Annotated in this window: 14 protein-coding genes; 8 read left to right on the plus strand and 6 right to left on the minus strand. The window is 67.2% G+C overall.

Features of this window, described 5'->3' with window-relative positions; translation table 11 throughout:
- Nucleotides 1–73 precede the first annotated feature (73 nt).
- Nucleotides 74–1,987: an autotransporter assembly complex family protein gene (locus RQI43_RS04750; protein WP_311274391.1), complete on the minus strand. Its 1,914-nt coding sequence runs from the start codon at nt 1,985–1,987 to the stop codon at nt 74–76.
- A gap of 658 nt (nt 1,988–2,645) precedes the next feature.
- Between RQI43_RS04750 and RQI43_RS04755 the strand changes: the two genes are divergently transcribed.
- Both RQI43_RS04755 and RQI43_RS04760 read left to right on the plus strand, forming a co-directional pair.
- Nucleotides 2,646–2,855, plus strand: coding sequence for a cold-shock protein (locus RQI43_RS04755; RefSeq protein WP_018043862.1), 210 nt, complete (start codon nt 2,646–2,648; stop codon nt 2,853–2,855).
- Between the two features lie 212 nt (nt 2,856–3,067).
- Entirely contained in the window at nt 3,068–3,442 is a 375-nt protein-coding gene (locus tag RQI43_RS04760; RefSeq protein WP_056433860.1) for a DUF6481 family protein, read from the plus strand.
- A gap of 255 nt (nt 3,443–3,697) precedes the next feature.
- Here the strand turns inward: RQI43_RS04760 and RQI43_RS04765 are convergent, their stop codons facing one another.
- Both RQI43_RS04765 and RQI43_RS04770 read right to left on the minus strand, forming a co-directional pair.
- Nucleotides 3,698–3,937 carry a hypothetical protein gene (locus RQI43_RS04765; RefSeq protein WP_056433863.1) on the minus strand — a complete coding sequence of 80 codons (240 nt, stop codon included), beginning with the start codon at nt 3,935–3,937 and terminating at the stop codon, nt 3,698–3,700.
- Nucleotides 3,938–4,090: 153 nt separating this feature from the next.
- Nucleotides 4,091–6,268, minus strand: a complete 2,178-nt coding sequence (locus tag RQI43_RS04770) for a TonB-dependent receptor (protein ID WP_405030555.1) — start codon at nt 6,266–6,268, stop codon at nt 4,091–4,093.
- A 224-nt stretch (nt 6,269–6,492) separates the two neighbouring features.
- On the opposite strand from RQI43_RS04770, the gene RQI43_RS04775 reads away from it, so the two are divergent.
- The 6 genes from RQI43_RS04775 (at nt 6,493) to RQI43_RS04800 (ending at nt 11,390) form a co-directional block, all read left to right on the plus strand.
- The gene (locus RQI43_RS04775; protein ID WP_056434251.1) at nt 6,493–7,221 is read left to right on the plus strand and encodes a DUF3750 domain-containing protein; all 729 of its coding nucleotides are present in this window, start codon (nt 6,493–6,495) and stop codon (nt 7,219–7,221) included.
- Nucleotides 7,222–7,235: 14 nt separating this feature from the next.
- A complete protein-coding gene (locus tag RQI43_RS04780; RefSeq protein WP_311274392.1) occupies nt 7,236–7,745 on the plus strand; it encodes a GNAT family N-acetyltransferase in 510 nt (169 codons plus the stop codon).
- Nucleotides 7,746–7,825: 80 nt separating this feature from the next.
- Entirely contained in the window at nt 7,826–8,071 is a 246-nt protein-coding gene (locus RQI43_RS04785; protein WP_200919226.1) for a ferredoxin, read from the plus strand.
- Nucleotides 8,072–8,076: 5 nt separating this feature from the next.
- Nucleotides 8,077–9,378 (plus strand): FAD-dependent oxidoreductase, encoded by a 1,302-nt coding sequence (locus RQI43_RS04790; protein WP_311274393.1) that lies wholly within the window; start codon nt 8,077–8,079, stop codon nt 9,376–9,378.
- Nucleotides 9,375–10,628, plus strand: coding sequence for a cytochrome P450 (locus RQI43_RS04795; protein WP_311274394.1), 1,254 nt, complete (start codon nt 9,375–9,377; stop codon nt 10,626–10,628). The genes RQI43_RS04790 and RQI43_RS04795 overlap by 4 nt, the downstream gene beginning before the upstream one ends.
- Before the next feature lie 168 nt (nt 10,629–10,796).
- On the plus strand, nt 10,797–11,390 hold the full coding sequence (locus RQI43_RS04800; RefSeq protein WP_311274396.1) for an AprI/Inh family metalloprotease inhibitor: 594 nt from the start codon (nt 10,797–10,799) through the stop codon (nt 11,388–11,390).
- Nucleotides 11,391–11,466: 76 nt separating this feature from the next.
- Here the strand turns inward: RQI43_RS04800 and RQI43_RS04805 are convergent, their stop codons facing one another.
- The 3 genes from RQI43_RS04805 to RQI43_RS04815 form a co-directional block, all read right to left on the minus strand.
- Entirely contained in the window at nt 11,467–13,221 is a 1,755-nt protein-coding gene (locus tag RQI43_RS04805; RefSeq protein ID WP_311274397.1) for an outer membrane beta-barrel protein, read from the minus strand.
- Nucleotides 13,222–13,562: 341 nt separating this feature from the next.
- Nucleotides 13,563–13,769 carry a hypothetical protein gene (locus RQI43_RS04810; protein ID WP_056433887.1) on the minus strand — a complete coding sequence of 69 codons (207 nt, stop codon included), beginning with the start codon at nt 13,767–13,769 and terminating at the stop codon, nt 13,563–13,565.
- 176 nt (nt 13,770–13,945) lie between these two features.
- Entirely contained in the window at nt 13,946–14,947 is a 1,002-nt protein-coding gene (locus RQI43_RS04815) for an NAD-dependent epimerase/dehydratase family protein (RefSeq protein WP_056433889.1), read from the minus strand.
- Nucleotides 14,948–14,972 lie beyond the last annotated feature (25 nt).

The raw sequence follows: 14,972 nt of genomic DNA on the forward strand, positions 1-14,972 counted from the left end.
TCCGCAGGCACCCTCCCCCGCAGAGGGGGGAGGGTCGATGCGCACCGAACTATAACCCGTCCGAAAAATTCCATCAGAACGACTGCCCCAGGCTGATGTACAGGGCCACGGGACGTTCGCGGTTCCCCTTGATGCGGTCGAGGGGGAACGCCACGTCGACGCGGATGGGGCCGATGCCGGTATAATAGCGAAGACCGAGGCCCGCCGCGTAGCGGATGCGCTCCCCGAAATCGGGCAGGCTGCCCTCGAAGGCTGTGCCGGCGTCGAAGAACGGCACGATTCCGATTGTGTCGGTGATCTTGACCCGCGCCTCCACCGAAGCTTCGAGCAGGCTACGCCCGCCCACCGGAAGGTTGAACGGCCCGCGTGGGCCCAAGGTCCGATAGGGGAAGCCACGCACCGAGCCGCCACCGCCGGCGAAGAAGCGGATATTGGCCGGGATGTCCTCCAGGCTTGCGCCCGAGATGGAGCCGAATCCGACGCGGCCGGCGAGGATGTAGCGGGCCTCGTCGTCGAGGGCGTAATAAGTAGAGCCCTGCGCCTTGGCGACGAAGATCGACGGATCCGAGCCCAGGAACCCGGCATAGGGTGTCACCGAGGCGGTGGCACGGAACCCCTGCGTCGGATCGAGCAGATTGTCGGTGGAATCGTAGGCGACGGAGAGTGGCACGCCGACGAGGCGGTAATCGACCTTTCCGAGCGCGTCCTGCGAGCGTCCGGCCTGACCGTCGACGCCGATCTGCGCGTAGAACGTGTCGGAGAACCGGTGCCGGATGCCGATCGTGCCGCCGGCCGCGTCCGAGACGTAGGATTGCTGCGCCTCGCGGCCCGCGAAGACATTGGCCACGAGATCGTTGCGCGTGCCCCATAGAGCCGGCTTGACGAAGGTTGCGGAGATCCGGCCGCCCAGCCCGTTCGAATCGATCCCGGCGGCCTTGCGCTGCGCAGCGTAGAGGTCGTTGCCGAGATAGTAGATGTCGGCATCGAGCCGCAGAGTCTCGCCGCCGCCGAACAGATTCCGGTTGGCATAATAGGCACGGATGCCCGGGCCATCGACCGTGGAGAAGCGGGCCGCGACCCCGATCAGGTTACGGTCGCGCTCGGTCACGTCGACGAAGATCGGCAGGTTGCCCTGCGCGTCGAGCGCCTCGCCCTCGCGTACCCGGACGGAACCCAGGGCCTCCACCTTGGCGACGGACCGGCGAATGTCGGCCACGGCCTTGGGTGAATAGGGATCGCCCGGCTCGCTATAGATGAAGGAGCGCACCACCGCCGGGTCGATGCCGGTGGTACCGCGCACGACGACCTCGCCCAGCCCCGCGATCGGCCCGGGATCGATGGTGAAGCGCACATCCATGACGTGGGCCTCGTCATCCACCACAGGATCGCGCGAAACCGCCTTGGCGAAGGGATGGCCCAGCGCCCGGAAGCGGTCGACGATCTTCGCCTCGCGGGCGAGAACGGTGGCGGAACGAGCGGGGACGTCGTCACCCACCCGGGTGAAACGCTCGGGCAGCACTTCGGACGGGAAATCGTTGCCGCGCGGATCGGAAGCCGTCACCGTGCGGAGCTTATAGAGCGGTCCGGCATCGACGACGATCTTCACGGGCACCAAGGCCCGGTTCCGGCCGCCCTCGGCGGCACGCGCCGCAGCCGCCACCGAGGCCTCGCCCGTCAGTTCCACGCCATCGATGCGGATGGCGACCTTGCCCTGGTAATAGCCGTAGCCGGAGAGCACGTCGGACAGGCGGCGAAGGTCCGCCTCCGCCCGCCGCACGATGCCCTCGCCGTCGGGCGGAGCGTCCTGGCGAAGGCGATAGAGCGTGGAGGTGTCCTGCAGAGCCTGCAGCACGTCGTCATCCTCGAGCCCCTGAAACTTCACCGAATAGGGCAGCGTGTCGCCGCTCGGTGCCGGCGGCTCTTCTTCGGAACCGAACATGCCGAACAGGTCGAAGGCGATGGCGGGGGAGGCGGCTAAGGTGCTCATCGACACGCCGCCGAGGACGGCCATGGCCACGCCCGCGCAGCCGTGTTTCAGGCCTCTGCCCTTTAGGTCACGCGTGTTCGACGTCACGAAACACGGCCCGCCCGTGATTCGGACCGGTCCGCTCTCGCCCCTTGCAACGGCATGCCCGCAAAGGTTCGTCCGTCAGCCGTCGATTCCGTCATCCCGCCCCCGCTTCGATGCCGGTCAACCTTCCGTGACGACCCCTCACCGGGTCGTTAAGGTCGTTCCTCGCCTCATGTCGCAGAGTGGCAAGCCTAGACCGCACCACCCACGAGGGCAATCTCGGCCGGTGCCGCAGCCCTTCGTTCAGTCGGCTCCGGGGAAGGATGGAAATCGCGCATCTCGACGGGAACCCGGAACGGCCGGGAGCCTTGTCTGAACATCGCAGGCACCCTAACTTTCACCTATCGGACCTTGTCTTCCACGATCCCCCGCCGGTTCAATCCGGGTCGCACGCCCAGCAGTCATTGCAGAACTGCCGCGGTCTGTCGCTTCGATCTCATCGCATCTCCGAAACCCTGCGCCCTGTCGGCCGCACGTCGTTTTCTGCAGCCCGAGAGGCCCCTCCCCACACAATTCGAGACGAGGGCGCGAAGACTGCAATCGCGTTCCTCCCGACGACGAGAAGGACATCACCATGAGCACGGGCACCGTGAAATGGTTCAACGAGACCAAGGGCTACGGCTTCATTCAGCCTGATGACGGCGGCAAGGACGTGTTCGTCCATATCTCGGCCGTAGAACGTGCCGGCATGCGCAATCTCATCGAAGGACAGAAGCTGTCCTACGAGATCGAGAACGACCGTCGCACCGGCAAGCAGTCCGCCGGCAACCTTCAGGCGGCCTGAACCGCTAAGGGCAAGGGCCGTTCAGTGAGGCCTTCGTTCAACACATGCGTAGGAAGCCGCCCTGTCATGGGCGGCTTCTGTTGATTCCGGCCGAATCGTGAGGCATTGGGCTTTTCGATTCGATCCCGTCTTTCGATGATTCACAGCAAGGCTCAGCGCCGCGCGCTTCCGCTCGCGGAACGGGCCGAGACGCACCACCCGAGAAAGGTCAGATGAGCGCCTTCGACTACAGGAATTTCGACGACCGCCGTAAGAACTCCGCCAGCGCCAAGCAGATGCTGCTGGAAAAATTCAAGGCCCGTCCTCCGGCGGATGACCCGGAAATGGTTGCCAAGGCCCAGGCCCGCGCAGCGGTTGCCCGCGCCCGGGACGAGAGGGCTCGCGAACGCGAAGCCGCCCGCATCGCGGCCGAAAAGAAGGCCGCTGAAGAGAAGCGCGCCCGCGAGGAGGCGGAACTCGCCGCACAGATCGCCCGCGAAGAGGAAGAGACGCGTCTCGCCGCCGAACGCAAGGCGATCGAACTCGCCGAGAAGAAGGCCCAGCGCGATGCGCGCTACGCGGCTCGCAAGGCCAAGGCTCGCCGCTGACACCCACAGAGGAAGCCCTTCCCGGGGAAGGGTTAGCCTCGCCGCTCCGGGGGACGCCGGAAGCTGGATGAGTCAAGGGCTCGGAACGTCGTACCGGATTTCGCATCCGCTGCGGCGCTCCGGGCCCTTCGCGTTTCGACGCGGCACACACGCCGAGAATGGAGCACGATGACAGGCATTGAACAGATGCTCGGAACGCGAGATTCGGCGCGCCGGTTCAATGCCACATCAGGACTAGTGACAGGAGGCCGAAGTTTAAGCCTCGCCCTCAGCTTCGCCTTCGTCTTTCTCGGAGGTCGTCTCGACCTCGCCTTTCGGCTCGGTATCGGCCTCGGGGCGGGGGCCGGCCTTGAACGAGCGGCGCGGGGCGTTGCCGCGCTTCATCTGCGCCGGCTTCTCGATAGCGCCGAGACGCTCGGAGAGCTGCTTGGCCCGTTCGTTGAAATCGTTGGTGGTGCGCGACTGGGACGCACCACTTTTAAACGCATTCGCCACTTGGGCCTCATGGAGTTGCCCAGGGCACGGGTTCGTGCGGGGTTGCTCACCTTATAGCACGGTTTGCCACGCCGCGGGCAGCTAACTGTCCGACTTCGGTCTCATCGGTCCCGAAACGGGCCGGTGCGGCCCGTTTCGAGGAGGGGTCCGGCTTCAGAACCGGGCCGTCAGGAACAGCCGAACGTTGCGACCTGGCAGCAGGATCTCGTCCTTCTTGAACGAGGCGGAGTTGCGGATATCGTCGTCGAGGAGGTTGCGCCCCTGGAGCCCCACCGTGACCTCGGTGGCGCCGTAGATCGCCGGGTCGAGGGACTGCGTGTAGGCCAGTTCGGCGCGCAGGTCGTTCCAGCCCCGGGTCAGCGTCTCGAACGGCGCGATCTCCGTATGGTCGAAGGCGTGAAGGAGGTTCACACGGCCGAACCAGCCATTCGCCCGTAGGAAGGCGCCACCACCCAGACGATGGGGAGGAATGCGCGGAACGTAGGAACCGTCGTCGAACTGCGCCCGTACGAAATCGTATTGCGCCTCGATCCCTGCCCAGCCGTCGCCAACGGGAACGATGTCAAGCTGCGCGCCGATCTCGGCCCCGTAGAAGGTCGTGTTGGCCTGGGAGTAGACGATCTGGCGCAATTCGTCGCCGCTGCCGCAAGAGGCGAAATCGTCATCGCAGCGGTTGCCCGTATCCCGGCGGTAGATGAAGCCGGTATAGCGCGTGACATATCCGGTCGCGTCGAGGCGCAGGGGACCTTCGGCCCGGCGCAGACTGAGCTCCATCGTGCGGGCGCGTTCCAGCTTCAGGGTCGGATCACCGATCTCGAAGGTCGCGGAGGCGTGGTGCGGTCCCTGCGAGAACAGCTCGTAGCTGGTGGGCGCGCGCTCGACATAGGAGCCGTTGATGCTCGCCACGAACCCGTAGGGGAGGTCCTGCAGAGCGCCGAAGCTCAGACTCTTGGGGGCGAAGCGGCGGGTCAGTGCGTAGCTCGACGGATCGATGCCGCCGGGCAGATAGTCGGCCGGGAACAGCGTGGCGATGCTGTTGAGCCGGTCGTTCCCGATCCGGCCGGCCGCCTGGAAGCGCAGGCCGCCCCCCACTGCGAGTTCCTCGAACAGATAAGCGGCCAGGGAGCGCGATTCCGTGGGCGGCAGGAAGCTCTCGAGCTGCGAATTGAGGACGCGCCGGCTAGTCTGCACGCCGACCGCGCCGGTCAGGGTGCCGAGCGCGGTGACGACCGGCACGTGCTGCGCCTCGAACCTGGCCTCGACCTCGCGGTTCTTGAAGATGGCCTGCACGCCCTCGGGGCCGGCCACCTCCTCATGGTCGTGCTCATGCTCATGGTCGTGATGCGCCAGACCGATCTCTTCGTGGCGGTAGACCGAGCCGCCGGCCCAGAACCGCAGAACCTCGAACGGCCCTTGGAGCGGTCGGTACTCGCCACGTGCGAGCACCCGGTCCTGCTTCGGGTTCAGACTTGAGCGGGTCTCTTCCGACTCGCCACCGGGGATCTGGTACATCGCCTCGTAATGGCTAAACGACACGCCGAGGAAGCCGCGATCGCCGATCGCCGAGATTCCGATGGAGCCGCCCTGCGTCTCGGTGGCCGAATTGCGCTGGATGCCGCCGGGAATCGCGTAGGAATCGGTTGCCGTCTTGAACCCGTCGGCATGGACCGCGATGCCGTTGGCCCCGGCATCGACGCTCGCCGCGCCGAGCCGACCGTTATCGACACTGGAATAGCCGGTGGTGACCTGGCCGGAGACACCCCGGGCCGGAATGAAGGTCGGCACCTGGTTATTCTCGGACGAGACCACGCCGCCGATAGCTCCCGAGCCGTAGCGCAGGGTCGCCGGGCCCCGGATCACCTCGATACGATCGGCGGTGAGCGGGTTGACCGGCACCGCATGGTCCTCGCCGAGATCGGATACGCCGCCATTGACGATTCCGTTCTCCTGAATTCGCACCCGCGCATTGTCGAGGCCGCGAATGATCGGCCGCGAAGCCGCGCCCGGCGCATAGGTCGAGGACGAGATACCGGGGCGGTCGGACAGGGCGTCGCCGAGGGTGCGGGGCTGGTTGCGCTGAATCTCGGAGCGGGTCACCACCGTGACGGGGGAAAAGCTGTCGCCGACGACCGGTAGCACGCCGGTGGGAAACCCACCCACGGCGGAAGGGCCGGGGGCGGGAAGGATCGGGCTCGCGGAGGTCACGCTGAGTTCGGAGAGCGTCGCCTCGGCCTGCTGGGCCGCTACGGGAGCGACCATCGCGCCGGATGTCAGGCCCGCGCCGGATAGCATCGTCCCGGCCAGCCAGATCCTCGATCGTCTCGTCCGCATCACGCCCCTCAAGAATTATGTTATAATGTTTCATCCGCGAGAGCGTCTATTTCCGCAAGGGGGGAGGGCGCAGATGGACGGTTGGAGCCCCGCCTGTTGCCGAACTGCATCAACGGCATCAACGGCATGCGCCGCTGCGACGAAAGCGGCGCTTGCGGGAGGCTCGGCGCAGGCAAACATCCTTGCTCGTGATCTCCCTCTCCCTCCTTGGCACCACCGTCCGAATGCTCGGCCTCCTTCTGCTCGGTCTGTTCCTTCTGCCGCTCGGCACCCATGCGCTGTGGTGGACGGCGCGGGGCGGCGGCGCAGCGGATTGGGCAGTGGCCGACTGGTCGAGCGCCGGGCTGTTGCGCCCGCCCAAAGCGACCGATCCGGCCCTCGTCAGGGTCTATGCGGCGCGTGTCGGGCGCTGGCGCGGGATCTTTGCCCATCACAGCTGGATCGTGGTGAAACCGGCCGGTGCCGCTCGCTACACCCGCTACGACGTGGTCGGCTGGGGGATGCCGGTCCGCACGGATGGCTGGGCCGCAGACGGCCGCTGGTTCGGCAACGATCCGCAAACCATTCTCGCCCTCGACGGGGACGATGCCGCCCGCGCCATCCCGGCGATCCGCGCGGCCGTGGCCGACTACCCCTACCGGGCGCTCGGAACCTACCGGGCCTGGCCAGGCCCGAACTCGAACAGCTTCGCGGCGCATGTGCTGGCCCGCCTGCCGGAGCCGCAAGTCACTCTTCCGCCGACGGCGCTGGGGAAGGATTGGGCGCCCCCCGGACGCATCGTCGAGCGCACGCCGAGCGGCACTGGAATCAGGCTGACCGTCGGCGGCTATGCCGGTATCACTGTCGGCTGGGTCGAGGGGGTCGAGATCAACCTGCTCGGCCTCGTCGCAGGACTCGACCTGCGCCGCCCGGCGATCAAACTTCCCGGTTGGGGAAGAATCGGAGTGGCATGAGCCCGGATCGAACGATGACGTCCCTTCTTATTCGTGCCGCCGAACCCGACGATTCCGATGCGATCTGGTCCATCCTCGAGCCGGTGATCCGGGCGGGCGAGACCTATGCGCTTCCGCGTGACGGATCCCGCAAGGCCATGCTGGACTATTGGTTCGGCCTGGCAAACCAGGTCTTCGTCGCCGTGGACGAGGGCAGGGTGCTCGGTACCTTCATGCTCAAGGCGAACCAGCAGGGTGGCGGGGCCCATGTGGCCAATGCCGGTTTCATGACGCATCCCGACGCGGTCGGCCGCGGCATCGCCCGCGCCATGGGACGACACGCCATCGACGATGCCGCCCGGCAGGGCTTCCTGGCAATGCAGTTCAACTTCGTCGTCGCCAGCAATACCCGCGCGGTAGCCCTGTGGAAGAGCCTCGGCTTCTCGGAACTTGCGCGCCTGCCCGACGCGTTCCGGCATCCGACCCTCGGATTGGTCGATGCCCTGGTGATGCACCGGAAGCTCGGGACCGACGCCGAATCGTGAAGCGCTCACGCGACCTTTGCGCTCGCGACGGAACCTCGGCTCGCCGGAAACCTTGTCGGGTGATTCCTGCAGCGAGCCTCATGCCAGATTCTTCCTTGCCACCCGACGCGACGCCACCCTTGCGCGTCACCGTCGATCTCAACCGTTGCCAAGCCTATGCTCAGTGCTGCTACGCGGCGCCGGGACATTTCGTGCTGCATGGGCGAGAGGCTTTGTTTTACGACCCCGCTCCCTCTTCCTCCGCCCGTCTCGCCATCGAGCGCGCTCGGGTGTCCTGCCCGGTCCAGGCGATCCGCGTCGAGGATCCGGAGCGACAGGGCCGATGAGAAGCATGGACGCCGAAAGGAAGAACACCGGGGGACATACGGTGGTGGTCGGCGCGTCCCTGGCGGGCCTGCGCGGGGCCGAGGCCCTGCGCCGCGCGGGCTTTGCCGGCCGCCTCACCCTTGTCGGCGATGAGCCACATCGCCCCTACGACCGGCCGCCGCTCTCCAAATCCGCTCTTACGGGCGAGGTGGCGCCCGAAGCGACGGTCCTGCCGAACCTCCACGCCCTCGCTGCCGATTGGCGGCTCGGCGTCGCCGCCACCGGTCTCGACAGGCAGGCGCGCGAGGTCCGCCTCGCCGACGGTACGACCTTGTCGTATGACCGGCTTCTCATCGCCACGGGTTCGCGCGCACGATCATGGCCGAACCCGACCGAGGCAGGCCTTGCCGGGGTCCATACCCTGCGCGGGCGCGACGATGCCGCCGCCCTGCGTCAGGCGCTCGCCGCCGGCCCCAAGCGCGTCCTCATCATCGGCGCGGGTTTCATCGGCTGCGAGGTCGCGGCCTCCTGCCGGGCCCTCGACCGCGCCGTCACGCTGATCGATCCGGGGCCGGCGCCCCTCGCCCGGATCCTCGGGCAGCCGGTGGGCGAGATCGTCGCTGCCCTGCACCGAGCTCTCGGCGTCGACCTGCGCAGCCGGACCAAGGTCGCGCGGCTCGAAGGCAATGAGGCAGGCCGGGTGGTCCGGGCCATTCTCGAGGACGGCAATGTAGTCGAAACCGACCTCGTGGTGGTGGCGTTGGGCGCGGTGCGCAACACTGAATGGCTGAGTGGATCGGGGCTCGATGCCGGGCCGGGCGGCGTCGTCTGCAACGAGGCCGGCCACGCCCTCGACACCGAGGGGCGTCCGGACAGGGCCATCGCCGCGGCCGGCGACGTGGCGCGGTTCCCCCATCCGCTCTTTGACGGACGTCCCGTCGCCCTTGAACATTGGGGACACGCCGTGGCGCAGGGCGAGCACGCCGGGCGCCTTCTCGCGGGCGAAGCCAATGAGACGGACTATGACGAGATGCCCGCCTTCTGGTCGTCCCAGGGCGGGATCACGATCAAGTCGGTCGGCCTCACCGAAGGGGCGGATTCCATGGTCTTCGCGCAGGGGAGCCCGAAGGAGGGCCGCTTCGTCGTCGTCTACGGCGCGAAAGGCCGCTGCATCGCAGCCGTGTCGTTCGATTCCGCCCGGTGGCTTCCCGCCTATGCCGAGCAGATCGCCGCCCGCGCACCATTCCCCCCCATCCGCGGTGGAACCGACGAACACAATCTGACGGTGCTGTCGCCGGGCTTTCCCGAGAAACGGACATCGCCATGAAGACCGGACAGCTGTTCGAGGCGGTCAAGGACGAGGCGAACCGGGCCGATCCCTATCCGCTCTATGCCCGACTGCGCGAGACGCCCGTCTCACGCCAGGACGACGGCATCTATGTGGTCTCGACCCATGCGGCGATCACGAGCCTTCTGCACGATCCGCGGATCAGTTCGGAGACACTGCCGCCGAGCGAACGCCCCCGGACCGGTAATCCGTTCTCGGACTGGATCGTCAACCCGGTCAAGGACCACCTCACCAACACCCATCGCCCCTTCATCTTCCGCGATCCACCGGATCACGACAGGTTGCGGATGGCCGTGATGGGGCAATTCACCCATCAGCGCGTTCATGCCATGCGTGGGCGCTCGCATGACCTCGTGGCCGACCTCCTGGACAAGCAGAGCGATGCGACGAGCTTCGACCTCGTCTGCGACCTCGCCTATCCGCTTCCCGTCACGGTGATCTGCGAAATGCTCGGCGTGCCGCCGGAGGACGAGCCGCAATTCCACGGCTGGGCGACGCAGCTCGCCTCGGCCCTCGAACCGGACAACCTCGGCAACGAAGAGGCACGAGCGAAGAACATCATCACCTTCGACGAGATCTCCACCTACATGCGTGGCCTCATCAAGGAAAAGCGCCGACATCCGCAAGACGACATGCTGTCGGGCCTGAGTGCCGGTTCCGGGCCAGGCGGCGAACCGGGGATGGGCGAAGTCGACCTCATCGCCAGCGCCATCCTGCTGCTGGTGGCCGGGCACGAAACCACCGTGAACCTCATCGCCAACAGCACGCTGGCTCTGGTGCGCCACCCCGATATCCTCGCGCGGCTCGCCGGCGAGCCGGACCTCGCGCCGCGTCTGATCGAAGAGATGCTGCGCTACGACCCACCGGTGCATTTCCGGACAAGGCGGGCATTGAGCGCCATCGACATCGCCGGCATCACCATCCCGGAGGGTGCCGACATTGTCCTCCTCCTTGCCTCCGGAAATCGCGACCCGGCAGTGTTCTGCGATCCGGACCGGTTCGATCCGGATCGCCCCGATATCCGTCATTTCGGCTTCGGCGGCGGACTCCATTATTGCGCGGGCGCCCCGCTCGCCCGGTTCGAGGCCGAGGCGGCCCTGGTGGCGCTGGCGCAACGCCTCGTCCATCCGCGTCTCGTCGACGATCCGCCTCCCTATCGCTCGGGCGCTGCCTTGCGCGGGCCCATGCATCTTCGGCTTGCCATCGATGGAGTGGCACCTCGGCGCTGAGGCCGCGAGCATGCGCGGAGGCGATTGAGGCCTTGCCGCCACACCGTGTCCGAAAAGCCAGAGCGATGCGCCTTTCCCCTCTCGGTCGTCCCGCATTGCCTTGCCGTCAGCGCAATTGGCGGTGACGCAGCGGTCTATTGCCGATGTCCCCGCCGGGAAGAGAGATCGATGCCGCGTCAAGTCCTGTCGACCGTTGCCCTCGTCGCCCTTGCCGCAGGCCTCGGCGCCTGCAGCTCGTCGCGCCTCGATGGGCCGAGCCGCGGCAGCCGTGCCGGTCTGGGTGCCCAGGCCGCCCTCGAGCCGGCCGCTCCGGCCATGCCCGCCGGTCCGGTGACCTCTTCCCCCCTTGCTCCTCCCCCCGGCGCCAGCGCCGCCCCTGTCGACGCCCCGCCTCCGGTAGGTACGGACGTGGCCGTCGCGCCTGCGCCGGTCGTTGCCGAGCCGGTCTACGTGCCACCGCCGGCTCCGCCGGTCGTGTCGAGCGGTCGCTCCTCGGTGGTGGGAAGCTGGAACGCCAGGGACGCCACGGGCGCGACTTGCAAGGTATCCCTGTCGAGCGCCCCCGCCCTCGACCTCTACAAGGCGAATGCGTCCGGTTGCGCCAACAAGGATCTGGCGAAGGTCACCGCCTGGGATTACCGCGACGGCGAAGTCTATCTCTACCAACCCGGCGGCACCGTGACGGCCCGCCTGCGCCAGGGCGGCGGGGCGCTGGACGGTGCGCTTTCCAAGTCCGGCGCGTCGCTGGCATTGGCGCGGTAGGGCCTTATCCGGCACCTGACAGAGGCCGCCTGAAGCCCTGCGGACGCTCAGGTTTCAGGAGGCGGCCCGAGCCCCCTCAAGGCGTGACCCGTAGCCCCAGCAGCCAGGTATTGGCACTGAAGCTCGACCCAGCGGAACTGCTGTCGATCTGCTGGTAGATGTAGCTGCCGCGCAGGGAGAGCCAGCGGTTGAAGCGGTAGTCGAGCCGGGCAGTGGCTGAGAAACCACGCTCGGTGATGTTGACCCGATCGTAGTCGCTGGCGAGGTAACCGCCGCCCAGCGTGATCGACAGGTTGCGCAGGAGGTCGTGCTGCACCTCCAGCGTCACCGCCTTGGTCAGCACGCCGCTCGATCCCGGGACGGCGGTTTCGATGATGCCGGTGGCCGCGTTGAGCCGCACCGTGGTGAGCGGGCTCGCCGTCCAGATCAGGGCCGCATTAATGATCGGCGCGGTGAGGTCCTTCAGGCCCGGATCGACATAGGTCCGATGCTGGAGACCCGCCGAGACCTCGCCGTTGACGAAACGGGTGAGCGCCACGCGCGCGCCGCCCGTGACCGTGATGCCATCGGAATTCCGGCGGATCCCGTTGGAATCCGTGCGCAGGTCATAGACGCGGGTATCGGCCAGGACGTCGACGAAGGGCGAGATGACGGGCGAGATCTCGTAGGAGGCGCGCAGCCTCAGCCCGTACTGGTTCAGGTTGCGGTCGCTCTGGTTCAGGATCGCCCCGTTGGAGAGCGTCGCGCTCTCGAACTCCGACCGGTCGATGAGGCCCCGCAGGGAGACCTGGAGACGGTTGAACGTCTCGGTGACACCGATCGTCGTGCCGTAACTCGCCACGATCGGGCGGTTCGAGAGCGTGGCATTGATGTCGGGCGAGCCCGGCCGCTGCGTGTCGACGAGGAAGCGGGTCTCCACATCGACGGTGGTGCTGCGGTTGGCGTCGAGGCGCAGGCGAACGGTACCCGCGCCGTTGGGCCGGCTGGCGGCCTGGTTGTCAGGGAAGTCGAGATAGCCGCCGCGGAGTTCGCCCGCGAGTTCGTGCGAGGACCAGTCGCTGCGGAAGGCGAGTTCGCCCTCGGTGCGCAGGGCGAGCGACCCCTTGGCGCGGTTGGGCGTGACCTGGTCCGGATTGGTGTCGTAGCCCACGCTCTGCTGGAACACCGGCAGGAAGGTGAAGGTCCCGAGCTTGATGCCGAGGGGGGCATAGGCCTCGTCCACCACCAGCGGCCTGCGCAGGGCCGAGCCGAGGAAAGCACCCGGCGTGCTGATCCCGGCGAGCGGTAGCAGGGTCAGGGACGGCGCCAGGGGCGGGGCGGGTGACGGGGTCGGCAGCGGCGCGCCGACGACGGCGTTGCGGATCACCGGGGTCAGGCGCAGGTCCGGCGACGGTGTCCGCACGATGGAACGGACCGGCCGCGTCGTCGCCACGCCGAAACGACGAGGTGGGATCGCGCGCAGGCGCAAGAGATCGGTGGGATTGCGGTTGTTGCCGGCGCTCGAAGCCACAGGCGGAACGGGCGAAGGGGAGCGCCGCCGGGCAGCGGTGCCGGCCGAACCATCGTCCGTCTGCGAAAAAGCGCCGTCGCTTGGGGAGGCGGCACCCGTCGATGCATCGCCGGACGCGCCGCTCCCACGCAGGGTCGGACCACCCGTGGTACCGGCACCCGTGGCGGAGGAGGGATTCGTGCTGCCGAAAGTCGGGGTAGCAAGCTGTGTCGCCGGGCGCGACTGGGCCTGCGCCTGCACCCCCGGCAAGGCGACGGCGGCCGTCAGGATCAGGCTACGAAGCCCCGTCCTGTGCCATCCTGCGGTCGGCCCTGCACGCATCCCGGACGACTGTCTCTCCGCGGCCCTGGCGTCGAACGTCTCGCGCGACAAGACCACTGCCCGGGGTGTTTCTCGGACGTCCCTTCACGCATCCCGGACCGGCGCGACGGACGCGGCGGCCAAAGATCGCCCCAGAGGATCGCCCACGTCCAAGACGCACGGCCCTTACATCGGGACGGCTCCTCGCCGACCCCAACGTGGTAAAAGAACAGGGTTAGCGTTGTCTTAAGGACGGGGCGCCGAAGGGGCTAAAGTCGTTCACGCCCGTGATCGGCTCACGGCGCGAACGCTCCCGGCCATAAGGGCGAAAAGACGGACGATCCAGGGCGCTGAGCCCTGCTTCACCAGGTTACGGACGAGCCAGGCGCGGCGCGCTCCATGGCGTTCAGGACGTCGACCAGTGCGTCGGCCGCAGCGAAGGCAAGCCCGACCTGCCGGACACCATTCACCAATGCCGGGCGGCCGGTCTTGGTGTCGAACACTGTCCAAAGGTCGAGGCTCCGATCATCTGATCGGAGGTCGTAGGTGATACGGCAATCGATGAACATCTCTGTTCCATAGGAATCCCGGGTAAGGTCGAGCCCGTCGGTCCTGGGAACACTAGCATCCCGCCCATTGCTGCCATCCCCCATTTGGGGGATGAGGGACCTCCCGCTAGCAGCCGGATCCCCGACAGGACGCTGTCCATCTGCAATGCCGTCGCCGCGGGGGTGTCTGGTTCGTATCAGCCGAGCCGGTGATAGGCCTTGAACCAGCGCACGAAGGCCGGGATGCCGATTTCGATCGGCGTCGTCGGGGCATAGCCGAGGTCACGGGAGATGGCGCTGAGATCGGCATAGGTCTCCCTCACGTCGCCGGACTGCATCGGCTCGGACCGACGGATCGCCGGACGCCCGCAAGCTTCCTCCAGCACGTCGATCATGCGCAGAAGCGGCACCGACGTGTTGTTGCCGATGTTGTAGAGCCGGTGCGGCGCATGACTGCCGCCCGCCTTCTCCGCGCCGTCATCGGGCGGCGGATTGTCGAGGCAGGCGAGGATGCCGGCGACGATGTCATCGATATAGGTGAAATCCCGCCGCATCGCACCGTCGTTGAACACACGGATCGGCTCGCCCGCGAAGATGGCTTTGGCGAACAGCCACAAGGCCATGTCGGGCCGTCCCCACGGCCCGTAGACGGTGAAGAAGCGCAGGCCCGTCTGGGGCAGGCGATAAAGATGGGCGTAGGTCTCGCTCATCAACTCGTCCGCTTTCTTTGTGGCGGCATAGAGCGAGACCGGATGGTCGACACGGTCCTCGACCCGGAAGGGCAGGGAGGTATTGCCGCCATAGACCGAGGAGGACGAGGCATAGGCGAGATGCGCCACACCCCGGTGGCGCGCAAATTCCAGGATGTTGAGGTGACCGACCACGTTGGCCTGAACGTAGGCGCGCGGGTTCTCGATGGAGTAGCGCACCCCGGCCTGCGCCCCGAGATGGACGATCCTGTCGATCCCATGCCCGTCCAGCCCCCTGTCCAGGGCCTCGTGATCCGAGAAGTCGAGGGGAAGGAAGCGGAACGAGTCGCCCCGGCGCGTCGCGATATCGGTAATCCGGTCACGCTTGAGTGCGACCGAATAATAATCATTGAGATTGTCGATGCCGAAGACCGTCTCGCCACGTGCGAGCAAGCGATCGGCCACATGGTAACCGATGAAGCCCGCCGCTCCGGTCACGAGAATCGCCATTTCGGGTCGAGGCCTCATCGTGGTC

Source organism: Methylobacterium sp. WCS2018Hpa-22 (assembly GCF_031843785.1).
Lineage (GTDB): Bacteria > Pseudomonadota > Alphaproteobacteria > Rhizobiales > Beijerinckiaceae > Methylobacterium.

What these genes read in the sequence shown, in the direction of transcription:
- RQI43_RS04750 (WP_311274391.1), bottom strand. Translation starts at nt 1,987, where the DNA reads ATGAGCACCTTAGCCGCCTCCCCCGCCATCGCCTTCGACCTGTTCGGC.
- RQI43_RS04755 (WP_018043862.1), top strand. Translation starts at nt 2,646, where the DNA reads ATGAGCACGGGCACCGTGAAATGGTTCAACGAGACCAAGGGCTACGGC.
- RQI43_RS04760 (WP_056433860.1), top strand. Translation starts at nt 3,068, where the DNA reads ATGAGCGCCTTCGACTACAGGAATTTCGACGACCGCCGTAAGAACTCC.
- RQI43_RS04770 (WP_405030555.1), bottom strand. Translation starts at nt 6,268, where the DNA reads ATGCGGACGAGACGATCGAGGATCTGGCTGGCCGGGACGATGCTATCC.
- RQI43_RS04775 (WP_056434251.1), top strand. Translation starts at nt 6,493, where the DNA reads ATGCTCGGCCTCCTTCTGCTCGGTCTGTTCCTTCTGCCGCTCGGCACC.
- RQI43_RS04780 (WP_311274392.1), top strand. Translation starts at nt 7,236, where the DNA reads ATGACGTCCCTTCTTATTCGTGCCGCCGAACCCGACGATTCCGATGCG.
- RQI43_RS04785 (WP_200919226.1), top strand. Translation starts at nt 7,826, where the DNA reads ATGCCAGATTCTTCCTTGCCACCCGACGCGACGCCACCCTTGCGCGTC.
- RQI43_RS04790 (WP_311274393.1), top strand. Translation starts at nt 8,077, where the DNA reads ATGGACGCCGAAAGGAAGAACACCGGGGGACATACGGTGGTGGTCGGC.
- RQI43_RS04795 (WP_311274394.1), top strand. Translation starts at nt 9,375, where the DNA reads ATGAAGACCGGACAGCTGTTCGAGGCGGTCAAGGACGAGGCGAACCGG.
- RQI43_RS04800 (WP_311274396.1), top strand. Translation starts at nt 10,797, where the DNA reads ATGCCGCGTCAAGTCCTGTCGACCGTTGCCCTCGTCGCCCTTGCCGCA.
- RQI43_RS04805 (WP_311274397.1), bottom strand. Translation starts at nt 13,221, where the DNA reads ATGCGTGCAGGGCCGACCGCAGGATGGCACAGGACGGGGCTTCGTAGC.
- RQI43_RS04810 (WP_056433887.1), bottom strand. Translation starts at nt 13,769, where the DNA reads ATGTTCATCGATTGCCGTATCACCTACGACCTCCGATCAGATGATCGG.
- RQI43_RS04815 (WP_056433889.1), bottom strand. Translation starts at nt 14,947, where the DNA reads ATGGCGATTCTCGTGACCGGAGCGGCGGGCTTCATCGGTTACCATGTG.